Below are 17,927 nucleotides of genomic sequence, written 5' to 3'. Positions count from 1 at the left end.
GCTCTCGAATGAGGCCAGATGTTCGCCGCGTGGCCGCGCCCGCACAATCACGCATTTCTGAACCGAGCCTTCGGAAGAACCGAAAGCTCGCCGCCCGGCGCAGTACCATGGCGCCATGCAGTTCGACCTGACCGACCTGCGCCTGTTCGTGCTCACGGCCGAGCAAGGCGCCCTCTCCCGCGCAGCCGCCGCGCGCCACCTGTCGCTGGCGGCGGCCAGTGCGCGCATCAAGGCGCTGGAGCAGCAGGCCGGTATGCCGCTGTTGTACCGCGAGGCGCGCGGCATGCGCCCCACACCTGCGGGCGAGGCCTTCTTGCACCACGCGCGCGGCGTGCTGCGCCAGGCCGAGCAGCTGCGCGCCGACCTGCAGGAGTACAGCGGCGGCCTGCGCGGCCATGTGCGCGTGTTCGCCAACACCACGGCGGTGACGGACTTCATGCCCGAGATCCTGCCCGCCTTCCTCGCCGCCAACCCGCGCGTGAACGTGGAGCTTCAGGAAAAACCGAATGCCGAGATACCACGCGGCGTGCTCGATGGCCGGGCCGACATCGGCATCGTCGCGGGCCAGGTGGACACGCTCGGGCTCAAGGCCATCCACTTCAGCACCGACCGCCTGGCCTTGGTGGTGCCGCGCGGCCACCGCTTTGCGCGGCGCAAACGCATGGCTTTTGCCCAGACGCTGGACGAGCCCATGGTGGGCATGCACCCGGCCAGCACCCTGCAGACCTTTCTGGCCCAGGTCACCGAACAGCTCGGCCAGCCGCAGAAACTGCGCGTGCAGCTGTCCAGCTTCGACGCCATGTGCCGCATGATAGGCGCGGGGGTCGGCATCGGCATCGTGCCCGAGAGCGCGGCACGCCGCTACCTGGCGCCCATGGGCCTGGTGCTGATCGACCTCGAAGACGCCTGGAGCGTGCGCGAACGCTACATCCTGGTGCGCGAGGAGGCGCGCATGCCGGCCTACGCGCAGGCGCTCATCGACCTGCTGTGCGCACACCACCAGACAACGGCAGCCGGCGCAGCCAACCCGGATCGGCGCGCGCGCACCTGAAGGCGCGCGCGATGCTGGCGCAAGACAGCTTTCAGACGGCTTTCTGCCCCAGGTGCCCACTTTCCCTGAAAGCAGATTGACAGCTTCGCACCCCTAGTCTTCGGGACAGACGGCAATCTTGCCGCGACCTGGAGACAAAAGATGAAACCCCAAACGACCTCGACGCGCATCGCGGCAGCCAGCCTGTGCCTGTCCGCAGCCCTGCTGCCAGCCTGCGGCGGATCCGATGACGACCGGCCCGAGAACATGCGCATGACCTGGTTCGGCATCACCAACTGGCACTACCAGGTTGGGGACACCGGCATTCTGCTCGACGGCGAGACCATCTCCGACTTCAGCGCCAACCCCACGGCAAATGCTGCGTCGGTGGCCAAAGCCCTGCAGGCCATCAAACTGCGCGGCGGCATCGATGCCATCCTCGTAGGGCATGAGCACGGAGACCACGGCGTGCAGATCCCCGAGTGGGCAAAGCAGACCGGCAAACCGGTGTATGCGCCGGCAGCGGTCTGCAGCGCCATAGCCAAGGCGGGCCTGCCCGCCAGCCAGTGCACCACGCTCAAGGGCGGCGAGACGGTGCGCATGAACGACGCGGTCACCGTGCGCGTGGTGCGCTGGGTGCACAGCGTCTCGGGCTGCACGGCCTTTGGCAACGGCACCAATGACCCGGAGACCTTCGGCTTCCTGATCAGCGCCAGGACCCGCTCGCGCGCCGAACCGCTGCAGTTGTTCGTCTCCGACAGCGGTGCGGGGGGCCGGGACCTGACCACGCCGCGCGTGGCCAATGGCGTGACCTATGGCTCGCCGCTGGAGAACCTGCGTGCCGCCATGACCGCTGCGGGGGCCACCAGCCTGGACCTGTGGCAGGGCGGGCCGGAGTCGCGCGTAGTGACCCAGGCGCGCATCGTGGTGCCCGAGTTCAAGGTCAAGACCTTCATGCCCCACCACCTGGGCGTGCGCGCCAACTCGGTGTCGGAGTTCAAGCTCGAATACGGCCTGCACTTCCCCTACGATCCCAACGAGCAGCCGCTGCTGCGCGACTTTCTCGCATCGGCCAAGGTACCGCAGGTCGTGCCGGTCAACTACTGGGATGCCTGGATCTTCGACGCCCAGGGCGTGAAAGCCACGGACAGCTCGAACCAGAAGGCCGTCTACGGCCTGCCCGCCACCGGGCCAGGTCCAGGCAAGCAAGGCGAGAACCCGCGCGCCGGCCAGTTGGAGTGCGCGGGCGACTGACGGAACGGGCCGAGCTCAGCTGCGGTTGTCGACTCCGGCCGATTCGAAACTCGCCATCTCGGCCAACACCGCGCAGGCCGACTGCAGCAGCGGCCATGCCAGCGCCGCGCCCGAGCCTTCGCCCAGGCGCAGGCCCAGGTCCAGCAGCGGCTCGGCCTGCATCTGCGCGAGCATGAGGCTGTGGCCGCGCTCGCCCGAGCGGTGTGCAAAGATGCAGCGCTGCAGCACGGATGGCTGCAGGCGGCTGGCCACCAGCACGGCGGCGCTGGTGATGAAGCCATCGACCACGATGACCCGGCGCTCGGCCGCGGCCTGCAGCACGGCGCCCACCAGGGTGGCCACCTCGTAGCCGCCCAGGGCGGCCAGCGCGTCGAAGGGACTCGTGGCTTCGGCGTTCACATCCAGCGCCTGCTGCAGCACGGCGCGCTTGCGCTCGATGCCGGCGGCGTCCAGGCCCGTGCCCGCGCCCGTCACCTCGGCCAGCGGCAGGCCGGCCAGGCGTGCCAGCAGCAGCGATGCGATGGAGGTGTTGGCAATGCCCATCTCGCCCAGCAGCAGTGCATTGCCCGGCAGCACCCGCACCACCTCCGTGCCGTTGGCGATGGCCTGCTGGCACTGCTCTGCCGTCATGGCCGGGCCCACCGACGCATCGGCGGTGCCTGGCGCCACCTTGCGCAGCAGCAGTTGGGGAGCACCCACGGCGGCCACGCGCGGCGCGATGGGCTTGGCCACGCCGCAGTCCACCACCGTGAGGGCCAGGCCGTGCTGGCGTGCGAGCACGCTCACGGCCGCGCCGCCGGCCAGGAAGTTCTCCACCATCTGCCAGGTCACGTCGCTCGGGAAGGCCGATACGCCGCGCGCGGCAATGCCGTGGTCGCCCGCGCAGACCAGCATCTGCGGCTGCACCAGGTGCGGGGCTTCGGTGCCCAGCACTTGGCCGATGCGCAGCGCCAGTGCCTCGAGCCGGCCGAGCGAGCCCAGCGGCTTGGTCTTGAAGTCGAGAATGTGCTGCAGGCGCGCCGTGAGCGTGGCGTCGGTGATGTCGGCAATGGCGGGGGTCGAGAAGGTCATGGGGTTCGTCAGGGAAAAAATCAAAAATCAGGCGACCAGGGCCTGCAGCACACCGGGCTCGAAATGCGTTTCCACCACGCGAGCCAGGCCCTCCATCACCGCGTCGAGCGTGGGAACGGGGGCCGCGCCCTCGCGGCCGAACAGGGCTTGAAGTGCGACCGGGTCTTCGAGCAGGCCGTGCAGGTACAGCCCGAGCACATTGCCCGCGCCGTTCTGCCAGGCCAGGCCGGGCACCACCTCGCGCGCCACATCGCCGCCAGCGGCCATGGCCGGGTGCTGGGCCGTCTGTCCGTGGTGGATCTCATAACCGCTGGTCTGCACGCCCGAGAGCGGCGCCCAGGCGCCCTGGAGCACACCGAACCGTGCGACCGTACGGCGCACGGTCTTGGCCGTCTCGAAGGTGGTGACCAGCGGCAGCAGGCCCAGGCCGGGCGCATTGCCGTCGATGCCTGCGGTGTCGATCAGCGCCTCGCCCAGCATCTGCAGGCCGCCGCACACACCCAGCACGGCACCGCCCTGCCCTGCATGCGCGGCAATGGCCGTATCGAGACCCTGCGCACGCAGCCAGGCCAGGTCGGCCGCCGTGGCCTTGGAGCCGGGCAGCACCACCCAGTCGGTGGGTTTCAAACCCGCCAGCTCGGCCGGGCTGCGCGCCCACAGCAGGCGCACGCCAGGCACGTTCTTGAGCGGCTGGAACTCGTCGAGGTTGCTGATGCGCGGGTAGGCGATGACGGCCACCGTGGTGTGCACGGCCCCGGCCGTGGTGCTGCGGTCGTCGAACACGCCGTCTTCCTCGGGCAGGCCGTGGCGCCACTGCATGGGGATGGTGGCCACGGTGGGCACGCCCGTCAGCTCCTGCAGCATCTGCGGTGCCGGGGCCAGCAGCGTGGCATCGCCCCGGAAGCGGTTGAGCACGAAGCCGTGGATCAACGCACGCTCGTCCTCGGGCAGCAGGGCCCAGGTGCCGTACAGGTGGGCAAAGGCACCGCCGCGGTCGATGTCGGTCACCAGCAGGCAGCGCGCGCCGCAGTGGCGTGCCACGCGCATGTTGACCACATCGCTGGCGTGCAGGTTGATCTCGGCGGGCGAGCCCGCGCCCTCGATCACGACCACATCGTTCTCGGCACGCAGCGCGTCGAGCGCGGCGGCGATCTGCGGCCAGACGCGCTCGCTGCGGCCGCGCCAGGGCAGCGCGGTGAGCTCGGCGCTCACCTGGCCCATGAGCACCACCTGGCTCTTGGTGTCGGCCTCGGGTTTGAGCAACAGCGGGTTCATGCGCACGTCGGGCACCGTGCGGGCAGCAATCGCCTGGAAGTACTGCGCGCTGCCGATCTCGCCGTTGCCATGCTCGCTGGCCACCACGCGCGCGTTGTTGCTCATGTTCTGCGCCTTGAAGGGCGCGACCTTGTAGCCCTGGTTGGCGTACCAGCGGCACAGCGCCGTGGCCAGCCAGCTCTTGCCGGCGCCACTGGTGGTGCCCAGCACCATCACGCAGCGCGCGAGCCGGGGCGATGCAGCAGGCGCCGTCAAGGCAGGGGCCTCACCATGCGGTCCATCACATGCTCCAGCGCAGCCGCCGCGTCGGTGCAGCGCCCGGTGTGTGTGGGCGATGTCTGGATGATGGCGCTGCGCTTGGCCGTGAGCCAGTGGAAGCGCTGGCGGAACGGCAGCTTTGCGATCGGGCCACAGCCCGCCTGGCCTGCGCAGATGGACACGATGGCTTGAAGGTGGCGCCGCACGCTGTCGATGTCCACATGCGGGTCCATGGCCAAGAGGCGCTCTTCATCGAGGGCGATGGCGGCCTGCAGAAAGCCGCTCTTCTGGCACGAGAGGATCACGCCCGCGTTAATGAATTCCTCGCGCTCCACGCGCGGCACCACGCGCACGATGGCGTAGTCGTAGACCTGCACTTCAGCCCCGGGCATCGATGGCCCCCTTCACTGCATTCACCCAGGCGTCGCGGCCCGCCAGTCGTGCGCAGAAATGCTCCACATAGGCCTGGCGGTGGCTGGCTGGTTGCGACAGCGGCCCCTCGGTGTGCTCGGCACCGGCCAGCGCCAGGAACTCATCGGGCACCTCGGCCAAAATGCCGGTGAGCACCTCGCGTGTGAGCAGCGCGGCCAGTTCCGCATCCACCTGGGCAATGGCCGTGGCCCGGTGCAGCAGCACATGGTCGGCAATCGGTGCAAAGGCCTTGGCCGGCTGCGCCACCGCGCCGTTCCAGGCGTGGTGGAAGGTGAGCGAGGCACCATGGTCGATGAGCCAGGGCTTCCTGTGCCACATGAGCAGATTGGTGTTGCGCGCGGTGCGGTCCACATTGGCCACCAGGGCGTCGAACCACACCAGGCGCGAGGCGAAGTCGTCGCTGACTTCGTCCACCGGAGGGTCGAAGTTGAGCGCGCCCGAGAGGTAGTCGAGCCCCACATTGAGGCCGCCGCTGGCGCGCACCAGGTTCTGGATCTCGGGGTCGGGCTCGGTCTGGGCCAGGGCCGGGTCCAGATCGGCGAGCACGATCTCGGGAACCGGCAGGTTGAGGGCACGGGCGATGCCGCCCGAGATCATCTCGGCCAGCAGTGCGCGCACGCCCTGCCCTGCGCCACGGAACTTGAGCACATACAGGCCCAGGTCGTCGCCTTCGACCACGGCGGGCATGGAGCCGCCTTCACGCAGCGGCGTGACATAGCGGGTGACGGTGATGGTTCGCATCAGGGGGAGTCGCTTTCCTTGGGTTGTGCCCCGGATCTTAGAGTGGCCAGCCAGGCGGTGCGCAGTGCGTCCTGCGCGCGGGGTGCGAGCACGCCCAGGCGCACACTGCCGGGCAGGCCGAATGAGGCCGCGTCGCGCAGCTTGATCCCGGCCGCGCGCAGGACCGCCAGGTTCTTCGGCAGGTCCGGACACGCAGGCTGGGCGCAGAAATAGTTGGCCAGGCTGCCCGCATGCATGGTCCAGCCCAGCTCAAGGCACAGCGCTGTCTGGCGCTGCTTCCAGCCGCGCAGGCAGTCAAGGCTGTGCACCAGCCAGCGCTGCACGCCGGGCTGCACCCAGGCCTGCAGCAGGGCCACGCCGTGCGCGCCCACGGCCCACGAAGGGGCCAGGGCCTGCAATGCACGCACGGCCTCCTGCGCCCCCCCGGGCGCCACGGCATAGGCGGCACGCACGCCGGTGAGGCCCAGGGCCTTGTTGGGTGTCCACAGCTGCCAGCAGGACGGCATGTCGGGCAGCGCGGGCCGCCCCTGCCAGGGGACGGCGCAGTCGGCGTCGTCCAGCCGCAAGGGGGCATAGGCGCAATCGAGCACGCGCAGCGGGGCACCATCGCCACCCTGGGGCACGGCAGCCCAGAGCGCCAGCGCCGGATCGGCGCGGCCCAGAGGGCTGGAGGGCTCGCAGGCCCATTCCAGATCCACAAGGTCCGGCAGGCCCGCAGCCATGCCAGCCCCGTCGGCCCGCCGCACCACGCCCAGCCCGCGCGCCTGCGCGGCCTGGGCATAGTCGCCATAGCTGTGCAGCGGCACCTGGGCCTGCACCGCGCCCTGCCGCGCGGCCAGCGCCGTGATGCGGTGGATGAACTCGCTGGAGCTGGCCGCCGGCACGATGCGCCAGGGTGCCACGCCATGGAAGGCCGCGAGCGCCTCGCGCAGCGCCGTGTACTGCGGGTCGGGGTAGCGCGTGGCATCGGCCTGCTGCACGGCGTGCTGCGCCTCGGGGCAGGGCCCGCAGGCATTGCTGTTGGTTGAAAAGTCGTGCACGGGCGCGCCCAGCGCATCGGGGCCGCCGTGGTGGTGCCATGCGCCGGCCTGCCAGGTCATGCGCCCATCCAGGCGGCCACGGTGCTGGCCAGCAGATGCGCGCCCATGCCCACCGGCACCAGCGACAGCGCCACCAGCGACCCGAGCTTGGCCGCGCGCCGGGTATCGAGCGGGCCGGGGTCACGGGCACTGGCGTTGAGCACATAGACCCCGGGCTTGCCGAGCCGCACGCCCAGCGCCAGCGCCATGGCCGCCATGGGCCAGCCGCTGTTGGGCGATGGCGTGCGGCGTGCCTGGCGCGCCAGGGTGGGCAACTGCAGCCCCCGCGCCAGCACGGCCAGCAGCAGCGCGGTGATGCGCGCGGGCAGCCACGAGAGCACGTCGTCCGCGCGCGCGGCCCACTTGCCGGCCCACTGCCAGTAGCGCCCGCCGCGCATGCCGGGGTAGCCCCACATGGCATCGGCCGTGTTGGCCAGGCGGTACAGCGCGGCACCGGGCAGGCCCAGCAGCACGAACCAGAACAGCGGCGCCACCACCGAATCGTTGAGGTTCTCGGCCAGCGACTCGATGGCCGACTCGCGCACCTGCCCGGCCGTGAGTTCGCTCACGTCGCGGCTCACCAGGCGCGCCAGCTGCTCACGGCCCTCGGGCAGGGACCGGGCCAGCGCCGCCTCCACCGCCAGCACCTCGTCGTGCAGCATGCGCCAGGACAGCAGCGGCTTGAGCAGCAGCCCGAGCAGCGCCGCGGCAATCACGTCGTGAAAGCGCAGCGCCAGCCACTGCAGGCCCCAGGCAGCCGCCATCGCCGCGACCGCCAGCGCACACCATGCCAGCGCCATGGTCCAGAACACGCGCAGATCACGGGCCACCGGCGACAGCGGCGCCCAGCGCTCCCCGCACCAGCCCAGCGCCTTGCCCATCCACACCACGGGGTGGATGGGCACCGGGGGCTCGCCGCGCCACCAGTCGATGGCCAGAGCCACGAAGGGCACCCAGATCATCGCCCGCAAGGCATCCCATTGTGTGCCGGGCAGCAGCAGATCGATCACGCCGTCCATGTGCCCCCCGACGGCTCGCCCACCACGCGCTTCGAGCCGCTGCGGACCTGCCGGCGACGCGCCGGCACGAACACACGCCAGGCAATCACGCACGAGGTGATGCACAGCGCAATGCCCAGCAGCGACAGGCCCAACACCAGTGCGGTGCGCAGCGCCGGGCGCGCCAGCAGCGGCGCGAAGTCCAGGCTGTGCAGGCCGTTGTAGAGCACGCGCTGCCAGGGCGTGGTGGCGTCGGCGCGCAGCACGATGCGGGCGGAAGCCGGGTCGGCGTACACGCTCACGTCGTCCCCGGCCCAGTGGGCACGCCACACGGGCAGCGGGCGGTTGAAGGCGGTGGATGCGTCATGGTGGCGCGCATAGTACAGGCCATCGTACTGCGTGAGCTGCTCGATCACCGGCGGCGGGCTGCCGGGACGCAGGCCCTGCAGTGCGGCCAGCACTGTTGCATCGGGAACGGCGCGCACCACGCAAGCTTCGGGACCATCGGCGCGCACCAGGCGCTGCACGGAGCCCTCGCCCTGTCCGCGCACGCGGTACCAGGCCTGGCCGGCGATGCGCAGGGTGTCGAGCTCCAGTGGAACGATGCCATCGGCCGCCGCCAGGGCCACGGCCTCGGCAGGGCCGCGCGCCGTGCGCGGCGCCTCACCGGCCCACTGGGTGCGCACCTGCGGGTCGGCCGCGCGGCCGGTGAACACGCCGAAGGGGTTCATCGACATCAGGCCCGAGAACATCCAGGTGAGCGTGAACACGGCGGCCACCAGGCCGAGGATGTGGTGCCAGCGCATCCAGAATTGGCGGTAAGGAATCCAGCGCTGGCGATTGAGAAACAGCTGCCAGATGCCCAGGGCGATGCCCGTGGCCGCCAGCAGCACGCCGGGGATGGAGAGCCACACCACCACGTGGTGCCAGGCCTTGGGGAACTGGCGCAGCACCGTCGGGTAGATCCAGTGCGGCACGGCGCCCAGCCAGTTCCAGAAGCGCTCGGCACGGCGCGTGTCGCGCACCACCTCGGCGGCGCCGGGCGATACGTAGAGCTCCAGCCCGTCGTCGCCTTCGAGCAGCACCTTCACCAGCGGCCGGTGCACATCCAGGCCCTGGGGCACGGTCCACTGGTCGCGCTCCAGCCGCTCGGTGCCCGTGGCGCGCCGGCCGCTGAAGGCTTCGGCTACGTGGGCGGCCTGCGCATCGTCGAGCGGTGGCACCTGGGCACCCGTGCGCGCATCCACCGTGTGCCAGCGCTGGCGTGGCGCCGCATCGGCATCGCTGCCTGCTACCGTGGCCTGCATGCGCCACACGGGGGCGTCGCCCAACATGCCCAGGCGCGCCTCGCCACCGCCTGGGCGCAGACCGGCGCGCTGCGCAGCTTCGGGCGCTGCCAGACAGCAGTCGGCCGGAAGTTGCAGCGCGGGCAGTGCCGCCAGCCGCTCGGCCTGCGTGAGGCTGGGAAACGGCACGTAGTACAGCACCACCCCGCTCACGAACCACATGAGGAAGAACAGCGCCAGCACCACGCCCAGCCACTTGTGCACAAGGATGACGAGCTTCTTGGCCATGCGCTGCGCCCCACCCGGGTCAGAACGAAGCGCGCGCCGTCAGCTGCACGGTGCGCGGTGCGCCCAGCAGCCAGCGCGTGTTGGCCGTGCCGGCCAGCGCATAGTCGCGGTTGGCCAGGTTCTTCACCGCCAGGCCGAGCTTGAGGTTGCGCGAGTAGTCGTAGGCCAGCGAGGCGTCGAGCACCGTGTACGACGGCAGCTTCGTGGTGTTGGCGGTGTTGCCCTGGCGCTCGCCCACATAGCGCGCGCCAAAGCCGGCCTGCCACCGGGGCAGGAAGCGGTAGGCCGTCCAGACGCTGGCGGTGCGCTCGGGCACGCCGGTGGGCGTCATGCCGTCGCGCGAGACCAGGGCACCCGAGACCAGTTCCTTGAAATCGTCGTAGCGCGCACGCAGGAAGGCGGCGTTGGCGTCGATGGTCCAGCCGCGCACGGGCTCGGCCGCAAACGCCAGCTCGATGCCGGTGGACGATTGCTGGCCGATCTGCTGCGTGATGTTGGGGTTGCTGGCATCGCGCGAAAGCAGGTTGCGCTTTTCGATCTTGTAGAGCGCCACCGTCCACTCGCCACGCACCGCGGGCACGGCGCCCTTGGCGCCGACTTCCACCTGGCGGCCTTTGGCCAGATCGAAGATGTTGCCACCACCGGGCAGCGAGAGCGCGCCGGACAGCGGATCGGTGCCCGTGCCGAACTGGCCGTAGAGCGACAGCGCCTCGCTGGGCGACCACACGGCGCCCAGGCGGCCGGTGGCGGGCGAGTACTTCTTGACCATGCGCACGCCGCCGCGCAGGTCGGTGGTGTCGAGTTCCATGTGGTCGCTGCGCAGGCCTGCCACCAGCTTCCACTCCTTCGTCAGATCGAGCGCGTTCTCGGCGAACAGCGCGGTGGTCTTGAGCTCGGATGCGCGGCCCGGGATGGTGGGCACGGGGCTCAGGAAGCCGCCAGGCGCGAAATTGAACGGGTCCACCGTGCTGGCGCCGCCGTAGGGCGAGTTGTTGGTGTGCAAGAGCTTGGTGCGGTACCAGTCCAGGCCCACGATGAAGCGGCTCTTCATGCCGCCGAGCTGGCCGTCGAACGCGGCGTCGAAGCGGTTGCCGGTCTGCTCCTGGTCGTGCAGGATCTCCAGGTAGTCGCTGCGGTTCACGGCCGTGCCGGCGGCGTTGAAGCTGTAGGCCTCGGCATTGCGCCAATGGCGGTCGGTGCTCAGGTGGTAGGTCTCGTTGCGCAGGCGCACGCCGGCGGTGGCCTGCCAGTCGACCTTGGCGCGCCAGACGCGGTCGTCGTACTTGACCACCGAATCGGCCACGTTGAAGTTGGTGCGGCGCAGGCGCTCGTCGAGCACGCCATTGCGCAGCGGGGTGCCGAAGTAGCGCGCATCGTCGTTCACGCCGCCGTCGGCCGACAGGGTGATGTTCAGGTCGCGGCCCGGCCGCACGGCCAGGGCCAGCGCGTAGTTGTGCCGCTGCGTGTCCATGAATTGGCGGTAGCCGTCGCTCTTTTCCGCATCGAGGTAGACCGAGTAGGCCAGCACGTCGTTGATCGGGCCGCGCAGGCCCACACCGCCCTGCACCGTGCCGTAGGAGCCCACGGAGAAGAAGGCCTCGCGCTGCGTGGTGTCGACGCTGGGGCGCTTGCTCAAGTAGTTCACCGCCGCGCCGATGGCGCCGTCGCCATACAGTACCGAAGCCGGGCCGCGCAGCACCTCGACCGACTCCATGGGCCAGGTCGAGAAGGGGTAGGTGATGGTGCCCGAGGCGACGATGAGGCGCGTGCCGTCCACCATCTGCGCCACCGAGTTGTGGCCGGCAAAGCCGCGCGCCACCAGGCTGGTGCCGCCGTTGCCCGGGGCCGGCGCCTCGGTGATGCCGGGCATGCGCACGGCCACGTCCTGCGCGCGCGTGAGGCTGCGCTCTGCCATGTCGGCCGCGCCCAGGCTGCTGACGCTGGCCGGGGTTTCGCGCGCGGTGAGGCCCAGGCGCGAGCCGGTGGCGCTGGGGGTGTCGAGCGAGAGGGTGCTGCCGGGCGCGGTCTGGGTGTCTGTGACCTGCACGGCAGGCAGCGAGATGGTGGTCTGGGCCTGGACAGCGGTCTGCGCGATGCAGGCCAGCACGGCCAGGGACAAGGGGGTGAGGTGTCGGCGCACGAAAGAAAAACTCCAAAGGCAAATACAGAAAACGCGAAACTGAGGACTGTGCTTTGCTGGATCACCCGGTGGGGTTCGCCCCGAAAGGCGGCAGCCGCGCGACGATGCCGCTCTTGAGGCGCGCGGGCCGCTCGTTGCGGTTGAGCATGCCGTCGCCGGTCCTGGCGTGCATGGCGCCGCACTCCAGCACATGGCGCGCAGTCTCTTCATCGGGCTGCAGGTCGCCAAAGACAAAGGTGTATTTGCCCGGTGCCTGGAAGGCCACCGAGCAGGCGCGCCCGCAGCTGCTCAGGCAGGCCACGCCGCGCACGCGCACCTGGGCCCAGGCGCCGGCATCGTCTTCGAGCTGCGCGGTCTGCACGGCCTCGAACAGCAGTTCGCCCGCAGTGGGCAGATCGCGCGAAGCACCGGCCGGGCGGCAGGTGGTGCAGACGATCACGTCGGTTGGGAATGGCATCGGGGATGCGGCTTCGGACATCAGGAAAAGCTCGTGTGCTAGGAAGAAAGGGGTTCTGGCATGCGGTGCTCCGCCTGCCAGCGCTGGGCCCAGCCGGCGCAGCGCCCTATGGGCCGCAGCGGGTCGTCGAAATCCACGACCACGACATGCGTGGCCGCAGTGGGTGCAGCAGGCTGCTCCAGCGTGCGCCCATCCGTCAGCAACCACAGGCATGACGGTGCGCCCGCGCCGCGCTGGCGCCGCGCCGTGCGCAGCAGGCGCTCGGCCTCGGCCAGGCCTGCGGCCAGGGGCGTGCCCCCACCGCCGCCCATCGGCCGCACGCGGGCCGTGCCGGAGGCGCGCGCTGGCCCGGGGGGCAGCAGCAAGGTCACCCCCTGGCCGCCAAAGCTGAGCAGCGCCACCTCGTCCCCGGCCCGCGCGGCCTGCTCGATCAGGCGCGCCGCATAGCCCTTGGCCCAGGCCAGGCGCCCGCCCTGGCGCATCGAGCCCGAGGTGTCGAGCGCGATCAGGTGCAGGCAGGGCGGCACGGCGCTGGCCGGTTGGCGGCGCAGGTGGGCCGCTTGCAGGCGTGCCGGCCCCTTGGCCACCAGCGTGGGCAGCCAGGCGATGCCCGCACCCTCGGGGTCGGCGGGCCGGGCCACCGGCTGCGGCGTGCGCAGCCAGGCATTGCGCGGGGCTTGCCACCGCCAGCCTGCGCTTGCCTTGGTTGAACCAGGTGGGCGCGGGCCGGGGTGGCTCAGGCTTTTTTTGGCGGCCATGCCCCCGTGCTGCGCACACGCGCCATGGCCTGCGGCTCGGGCGGCAGGGCGCCCCAGTCGCCCTCTGCCGTGTTCTGACCAGATGCTGCTGCGCCCTGCCCAGCTGCGGGAGAGCGCCTGGGTGCAGAAGAAGGCGGCGGCGCGGCGGCCGAAGCGGGGGCCGGGCCCGCAGCAGCAGCAGCATTCTCAGTACGGCGGTGCGCCAGCGCCAGTTCAGCCACGGCGTCCACATCCTGCACGCGCACGCTGCCGCGCTGCTCCAGCGCGGCCAGCGCACGCGCAGCGCGCAGCATCACCAGATCGGCGCGGATACCATCTACGCCGGCCTCCAGCGCCCGCTGCGCGGCGTGCTGCACCACCTCGTCGGTCCATGCCAGGCCCGCCAGGGCGGCGCGGGCGCGGGTTACCGATATCGCCAGCCCGGCCTGCGCAGCGGCATGCTGCGCCACCACGGCCTGTGGGTCCAGGTCAAAGGCCAGGCGCGCGCGCACGATGGCCTGGCGCACGGCAGGGTCCGTGGGGTTGGCCAGCGCCACCGACAGGCCGAAGCGGTCCAACAGCTGCGGGCGCAGTTCGCCCTCTTCGGGGTTCATGGTGCCCACCAGCACGAAGCGCGCGGCGTGCTGGTGCGACACACCGTCGCGCGCCACCGTGTTCACGCCGCTGGCGGCCACGTCGAGCAGCGAGTCCACCAGCGCATCGGGCAGCAGGTTGACCTCGTCCACATAGAGCACGCCGCCATGTGCACGCGCCACCAGCCCGGGCGCCAGGCGCACCTGGCCATCGCGCAGCACGTCTTCAATACTGAGCGTGCCCACCAGCTGCTCCAGGCTGGCCGCCAGCGGCAGGGTCACGAAGGGCGCATCGGGCAGCAGTGCAGCCAGTGCGCGCGCAGAGGTGGACTTGGCCGTGCCGCGCGGGCCGCTGATCAGCACCCCGCCCAGGCCGGGGTCGATGGCGGCCAGCAGCAGCGCCAGCTGCAGCGTGTCATGGCCCACCAGGGCGGTGAAAGGGAACACGGTGGAAGGCACGGGGGCCAGGGAAATGGTCGTCGTCATGGCAAAGGTCCTTCGCCCTGGGTTTCCAGGCGGTGTTCGAGCGCCAGCAGGTGCTGCTCGATGCGCTCGCGGTGCTCTCCGGGCTCGGCCCACAGGCCGCGCTGCATGGCTTCAAGCAGGCGCTCGCCCACGCTGCGCAGGGCCAGCGGGTTGTGTTGCTGCAGAAAGGCGCGCGTATCGTCGTCGTGTAGGTAGGCATCGGCCACCAGCGCGTACTGGTGGTCGGCGACCACGCCGGTGGTCGCGTCGAAGGCGAACAAATAGTCCACCGTCGCCGCGATCTCGAACGCGCCCTTGTAGCCGTGGCGCTTGACTCCATCGATCCACTTGGGGTTGACCGCGCGCGAGCGCACCACGCGCGCCAGTTCCTCGCCCAGCGTGCGGATGCGCGGCGCACCGGGCACGCTGAAATCGCCGTGGTACAGCGCGGCGGGCGCGCCGGCCAAGTGCTGCACGGCGGCGGCCATGCCGCCCTGGAACTGGTAGTAATCGTCCGAGTCGAGGATGTCGTGCTCGCGGTTGTCCTGGTTGTGCAGCACCGCGTCCACCGCGGCCAGGCGCTGCTCGAAAGCCGTGCGCGCGGCCTCGCCATGGCCGCCCTGGCCGTAGGCAAAGGCCCCTGCGCGCAGGTAGGCCTGGGCCAGGTCGTCGGCGGTGCTCCAGCGGCCACTGGCCATCACCTCCTGCAGGCCGGCGCCATAGCCGCCGGAGCGCGGACCGAACACGCGCCAGGTGGCGCGGCGCTCGGCGTCCTCGGCGGCCATACCCTGCGCCTGGGCTTGCGCGGCCTCGCGCCGCACGCGCACGCGGATGGGGTTCACGTCGTCGGGTTCGTCCTCTTCAGCGATGGCCGCGACCGCCCGCACAGCGGCATCGAACAGGTCGATCACACCCGGGAAGGCATCGCGAAAAAAACCCGACACGCGCAAGGTCACGTCGATGCGCGGGCGGTTGCGGATCGCCATGGGCAGCACCTCGATGTCCACCACGCGGTGGCTGCCCGGAGCCCATTTCGGGCGCACGCCCAGCAGGGCAAAGGCCTGGCCGATGTCTTCGCCGCCCGTGCGCATGGTGCTGGTGCCCCAGACCGACAGGCCCACCGCCGTGGGAAAGCTGCCATGGTCCTGCAGGTGCCGCTCCACCACGCGGTCCGCCGCCAGCGCGCCCATGCCATAGGCGGTGGGCGTGGGCACGGCGCGCGTGTCCACCGAATAGAAGTTGCGGCCCGTGGGCAGCACGTCGGGCCGACCGCGCGAGGGCGCACCGCTGGGCCCCGGGGGTACGAAGCGGCCGGCCAGGCCGCGCAGCAGTTGGCCCATCTCGTTGGCGCCGCAGGCATCGAGCCGGGGCGCCAGCACGGCGCGCATGCGCGCCAGCACCGCCGCGGCACCGGGCCACAGCGCGGCGTCGACAGGCACATCCTCAGCGCTCAGGTAGCGCTCGACGCACTGCGCAGCGAGCTTTTCGAGCCGCTCGCGCGTGTGGCCCACGTGGCGCCAGGGGTCGTCGCCCAGGGCCTGCAGTGCTGCGGGGCGCGGGCCGGTCCAGGGGGCGGCCCATTCGGGGTCCAGCGGGTCAAAATCGGCCAGGCCCAGGTCCTGGGCCAGCGCCACCAGCAGGCTGCCCTGCCCTGGCGCCACGCCCCCCGGAAAGCGCGCCAGCGCCACCAGGGTATCGGTGCGCTGGCGCCCCTTGGGCGAGCGGCCCAGAATGTGCAGGCCATCGCGGATCTGCGACTCCTTGATCTCGCAGAGGTAGGCATCCAGGCGCTGCAGCAGGGCCTCGCGCCCCGCATCGTCGGCCGGCGGGGCAAAGCCCAGCTCCTGGTGCAGGCGGTGCTGCAGCACCTGGTCGAGGATGCTCTGGCGCAGCAGCTTGGCGCGGCGCGGGTCGAGCGACAGGGCCTCGTAGTACTCGTCCATCGCGCGTTCGAGCTGCTGCAGCGGGCCGTAGGTCTCGGCCCGCGTGAGCGCGGGCATCAGGTGGTCGATGATGACGGCCTGTGTGCGGCGCTTGGCCTGGCTGCCCTCACCCGGGTCGTTGACGATGAAGGGGTACAGGTGCGGCAGCGGGCCCAGGATGGCATCGGGCCAGCAGTCGGCACCCAGCGCCACACTCTTGCCCGGCAGCCATTCGAGGTTGCCATGCTTGCCCACGTGTACCACGGCATCCACAGCGAACACGCGGCGCAGCCAGAAGTAGAAGGCCAGGTAGCCGTGCGTTGGCACCAGGTCGGCATCGTGGTAGGTGGCCACCAGGTCCAGGTCGCGCCCGCGCGCAGGCTGTATGCCCACGAAGATGTTGCCCAGGCGCACGCCCGGCACCATGAAGCGGCCGCTGCGCACCATGGGGTCCAGCGCGGGCGGGCCCCACAGCGCATTCACCGCCTGCTGGTTGTCGGCGGACAGCGCGGCAAAGTCGGCCAGGTAGTCCTCCATCGCCAGGCTCTGCCCGGCGGGGCGGTCGGGGTTGGCATCGAGGTTGTTGGTGACGCCGTCCACCAGTTGAGCGATCAGCGCGTCACCGCTCGCAGGCAGCTCGCCCGTGGTGTAGCCGGCGTCGCGCAACGCTTTCAGGATGAGCACGGTGGAGGCCGGCGTGTCCAGCCCCACGCCATTGGCCAGGCGCGCATCGTCGTTGGGGTAGTTGGCCAGAATCAGCGCCACACGCTTGCCCACCTGCGGCTTGCTGCGCAGCGCGCACCAGCGGCGCGCGAGCTCCGCCACGAAGGCGATGCGCCCGTGCTCGGGCTGGTAGCGCACCACGTCGACCTCGGTGCGCTCGCAGCGCCAGGCCAGGCCCTTGAAGCTGATGGCGCGCGCGCCAATGCGCCCGTCCACCTCGGGCAGCACCACCTGCATGGCCAGGTCGCGTGGGGCCAGACCATGCGGGTCGGCTTGCCACTGCTCCTGCGAGCAGCCGGCCGTGATGAGCTGCAGCACCGGGGCATCGCCCGCCAGGGCGACGGACGGCGCCTCCTCGCTGCCGTCGATGGAGGCCACGGCGAAGCTCGTGGCATTGAGCACCACGGCCACGCCCTGCTCTGCCGCGAGGGCCTGCAGCGTGGCCAGGCTCTCGGGGTTCTTGAGCGAATCGACCGCCACGGCCAGGGTGTTGAGGCCGGCCGCTGCCAGCGCCGCCTGCACGGCATCGAACACCGCCGTGTTGCCCGACTGCAGGTGGGCGCGGTAGAACACCAGCATCACCACCGGTGCCCCGGGCATCCAGGGTGCGGCTTGCGTGGGGGTGTAAGGCATCACGGGCGGCAAGGGCCTGGGTGCGGGCGGGCGGGGCCCGATGCCGAAGGCCGCATGGCCGATGAGCCCGAAGAAGGCCAGCGCGTTCTCACGCCCGCCCTCGCGCAGGCAGCGCCACAGCTGGTGGCAATCGGCCGGGCTGGCGGTGCTGCGCATCAGCAGTTGCGGGTCTTCGACGTTGTCGCCCGAAAACAGGGCCAGCCATTGGCCGTTGCGGCCCGCCAGCGCTACCGCCTGCTCCACCACATAGGCCCAGTCGCTGGGACTGCCCAGGTGGTCGATGACGACCACGCGCGCGTGGCGCAGCACGTCGTCCACGTACATGTCGGTGGACGCGGGCTGGCGCAGCCACATCAGGTTGGCCAGGCGCACGCGCGGGAAGTCGTCGCCCAGGCTGGCGGCCGCATCGGACAGCAGCGACAGCGTGGTGTCGGCCGCGCTCAGGATGACGATGTCGCCCGGCGTCTGCTCCACGCGCACCAGGCCCTGGCCACCGTCTTCGACGTAGCCACCGGGGCGTGTGGACAGCAGATGCATGCGGCGGG

The 17,927-nt window shown here is 71.0% G+C and carries 14 protein-coding genes; 2 read left to right on the top strand and 12 right to left on the bottom strand.

The window, feature by feature from the left end:
- The first annotated feature begins 115 nt into the window (after nucleotides 1–115).
- Both AC07X5_RS28390 and AC07X5_RS28385 read left to right on the top strand, forming a co-directional pair.
- Nucleotides 116–1,051, top strand: coding sequence for a LysR family transcriptional regulator (locus tag AC07X5_RS28390; RefSeq protein WP_494772848.1), 936 nt, complete (start codon nucleotides 116–118; stop codon nucleotides 1,049–1,051).
- Between the two features lie 141 nt (nucleotides 1,052–1,192).
- Complete coding sequence (locus tag AC07X5_RS28385; RefSeq protein ID WP_494772847.1) at nucleotides 1,193–2,284, top strand: MBL fold metallo-hydrolase; 1,092 nt, start codon at nucleotides 1,193–1,195, stop codon at nucleotides 2,282–2,284.
- Nucleotides 2,285–2,299: 15 nt separating this feature from the next.
- Here the strand turns inward: AC07X5_RS28385 and cobT are convergent, their stop codons facing one another.
- The 12 genes from cobT to cobN form a co-directional block, all read right to left on the bottom strand.
- On the bottom strand, nucleotides 2,300–3,355 hold the full coding sequence (gene cobT / locus AC07X5_RS28380; protein ID WP_494772846.1) for a nicotinate-nucleotide--dimethylbenzimidazole phosphoribosyltransferase: 1,056 nt from the start codon (nucleotides 3,353–3,355) through the stop codon (nucleotides 2,300–2,302).
- Between the two features lie 27 nt (nucleotides 3,356–3,382).
- Entirely contained in the window at nucleotides 3,383–4,843 is a 1,461-nt protein-coding gene (locus AC07X5_RS28375; protein ID WP_494772864.1) for a cobyric acid synthase, read from the bottom strand.
- Between the two features lie 38 nt (nucleotides 4,844–4,881).
- The gene (locus tag AC07X5_RS28370; protein ID WP_409960826.1) at nucleotides 4,882–5,280 is read right to left on the bottom strand and encodes a DUF3037 domain-containing protein; all 399 of its coding nucleotides are present in this window, start codon (nucleotides 5,278–5,280) and stop codon (nucleotides 4,882–4,884) included.
- Entirely contained in the window at nucleotides 5,267–6,061 is a 795-nt protein-coding gene (locus AC07X5_RS28365) for a HipA family kinase (protein ID WP_494772845.1), read from the bottom strand. The genes AC07X5_RS28370 and AC07X5_RS28365 overlap by 14 nt, the downstream gene beginning before the upstream one ends.
- Nucleotides 6,061–7,161, bottom strand: coding sequence for an aminotransferase class I/II-fold pyridoxal phosphate-dependent enzyme (locus AC07X5_RS28360; RefSeq protein ID WP_494772844.1), 1,101 nt, complete (start codon nucleotides 7,159–7,161; stop codon nucleotides 6,061–6,063). Before AC07X5_RS28360 ends, AC07X5_RS28365 begins: the two co-directional genes overlap by 1 nt.
- A complete protein-coding gene (cbiB, locus tag AC07X5_RS28355; protein WP_494772843.1) occupies nucleotides 7,158–8,159 on the bottom strand; it encodes an adenosylcobinamide-phosphate synthase CbiB in 1,002 nt (333 codons plus the stop codon). The genes AC07X5_RS28360 and cbiB overlap by 4 nt, the downstream gene beginning before the upstream one ends.
- Entirely contained in the window at nucleotides 8,147–9,712 is a 1,566-nt protein-coding gene (locus AC07X5_RS28350; RefSeq protein WP_494772842.1) for a PepSY domain-containing protein, read from the bottom strand. Before AC07X5_RS28350 ends, cbiB begins: the two co-directional genes overlap by 13 nt.
- A gap of 19 nt (nucleotides 9,713–9,731) precedes the next feature.
- The gene (locus tag AC07X5_RS28345; protein ID WP_494772841.1) at nucleotides 9,732–11,852 is read right to left on the bottom strand and encodes a TonB-dependent receptor; all 2,121 of its coding nucleotides are present in this window, start codon (nucleotides 11,850–11,852) and stop codon (nucleotides 9,732–9,734) included.
- A gap of 61 nt (nucleotides 11,853–11,913) precedes the next feature.
- Nucleotides 11,914–12,309, bottom strand: coding sequence for a DUF1636 family protein (locus AC07X5_RS28340; RefSeq protein WP_494772840.1), 396 nt, complete (start codon nucleotides 12,307–12,309; stop codon nucleotides 11,914–11,916).
- Nucleotides 12,310–12,347: 38 nt separating this feature from the next.
- Nucleotides 12,348–13,067 (bottom strand): vWA domain-containing protein, encoded by a 720-nt coding sequence (locus AC07X5_RS28335; RefSeq protein WP_494772839.1) that lies wholly within the window; start codon nucleotides 13,065–13,067, stop codon nucleotides 12,348–12,350.
- Nucleotides 13,046–14,125 carry a magnesium chelatase ATPase subunit I gene (locus AC07X5_RS28330; RefSeq protein WP_494772838.1) on the bottom strand — a complete coding sequence of 360 codons (1,080 nt, stop codon included), beginning with the start codon at nucleotides 14,123–14,125 and terminating at the stop codon, nucleotides 13,046–13,048. Before AC07X5_RS28330 ends, AC07X5_RS28335 begins: the two co-directional genes overlap by 22 nt.
- Nucleotides 14,122–17,919 (bottom strand): cobaltochelatase subunit CobN, encoded by a 3,798-nt coding sequence (gene cobN, locus AC07X5_RS28325; RefSeq protein WP_494772837.1) that lies wholly within the window; start codon nucleotides 17,917–17,919, stop codon nucleotides 14,122–14,124. The genes AC07X5_RS28330 and cobN overlap by 4 nt, the downstream gene beginning before the upstream one ends.
- Nucleotides 17,920–17,927: the final 8 nt, after the last annotated feature.

Source organism: Acidovorax sp. GW458-11-26-14-TSB4 (genome assembly GCF_059423865.1).
Note: the sequence above shows the minus strand (reverse complement) of the source record. Positions and strands in the feature narration are given on the sequence as shown.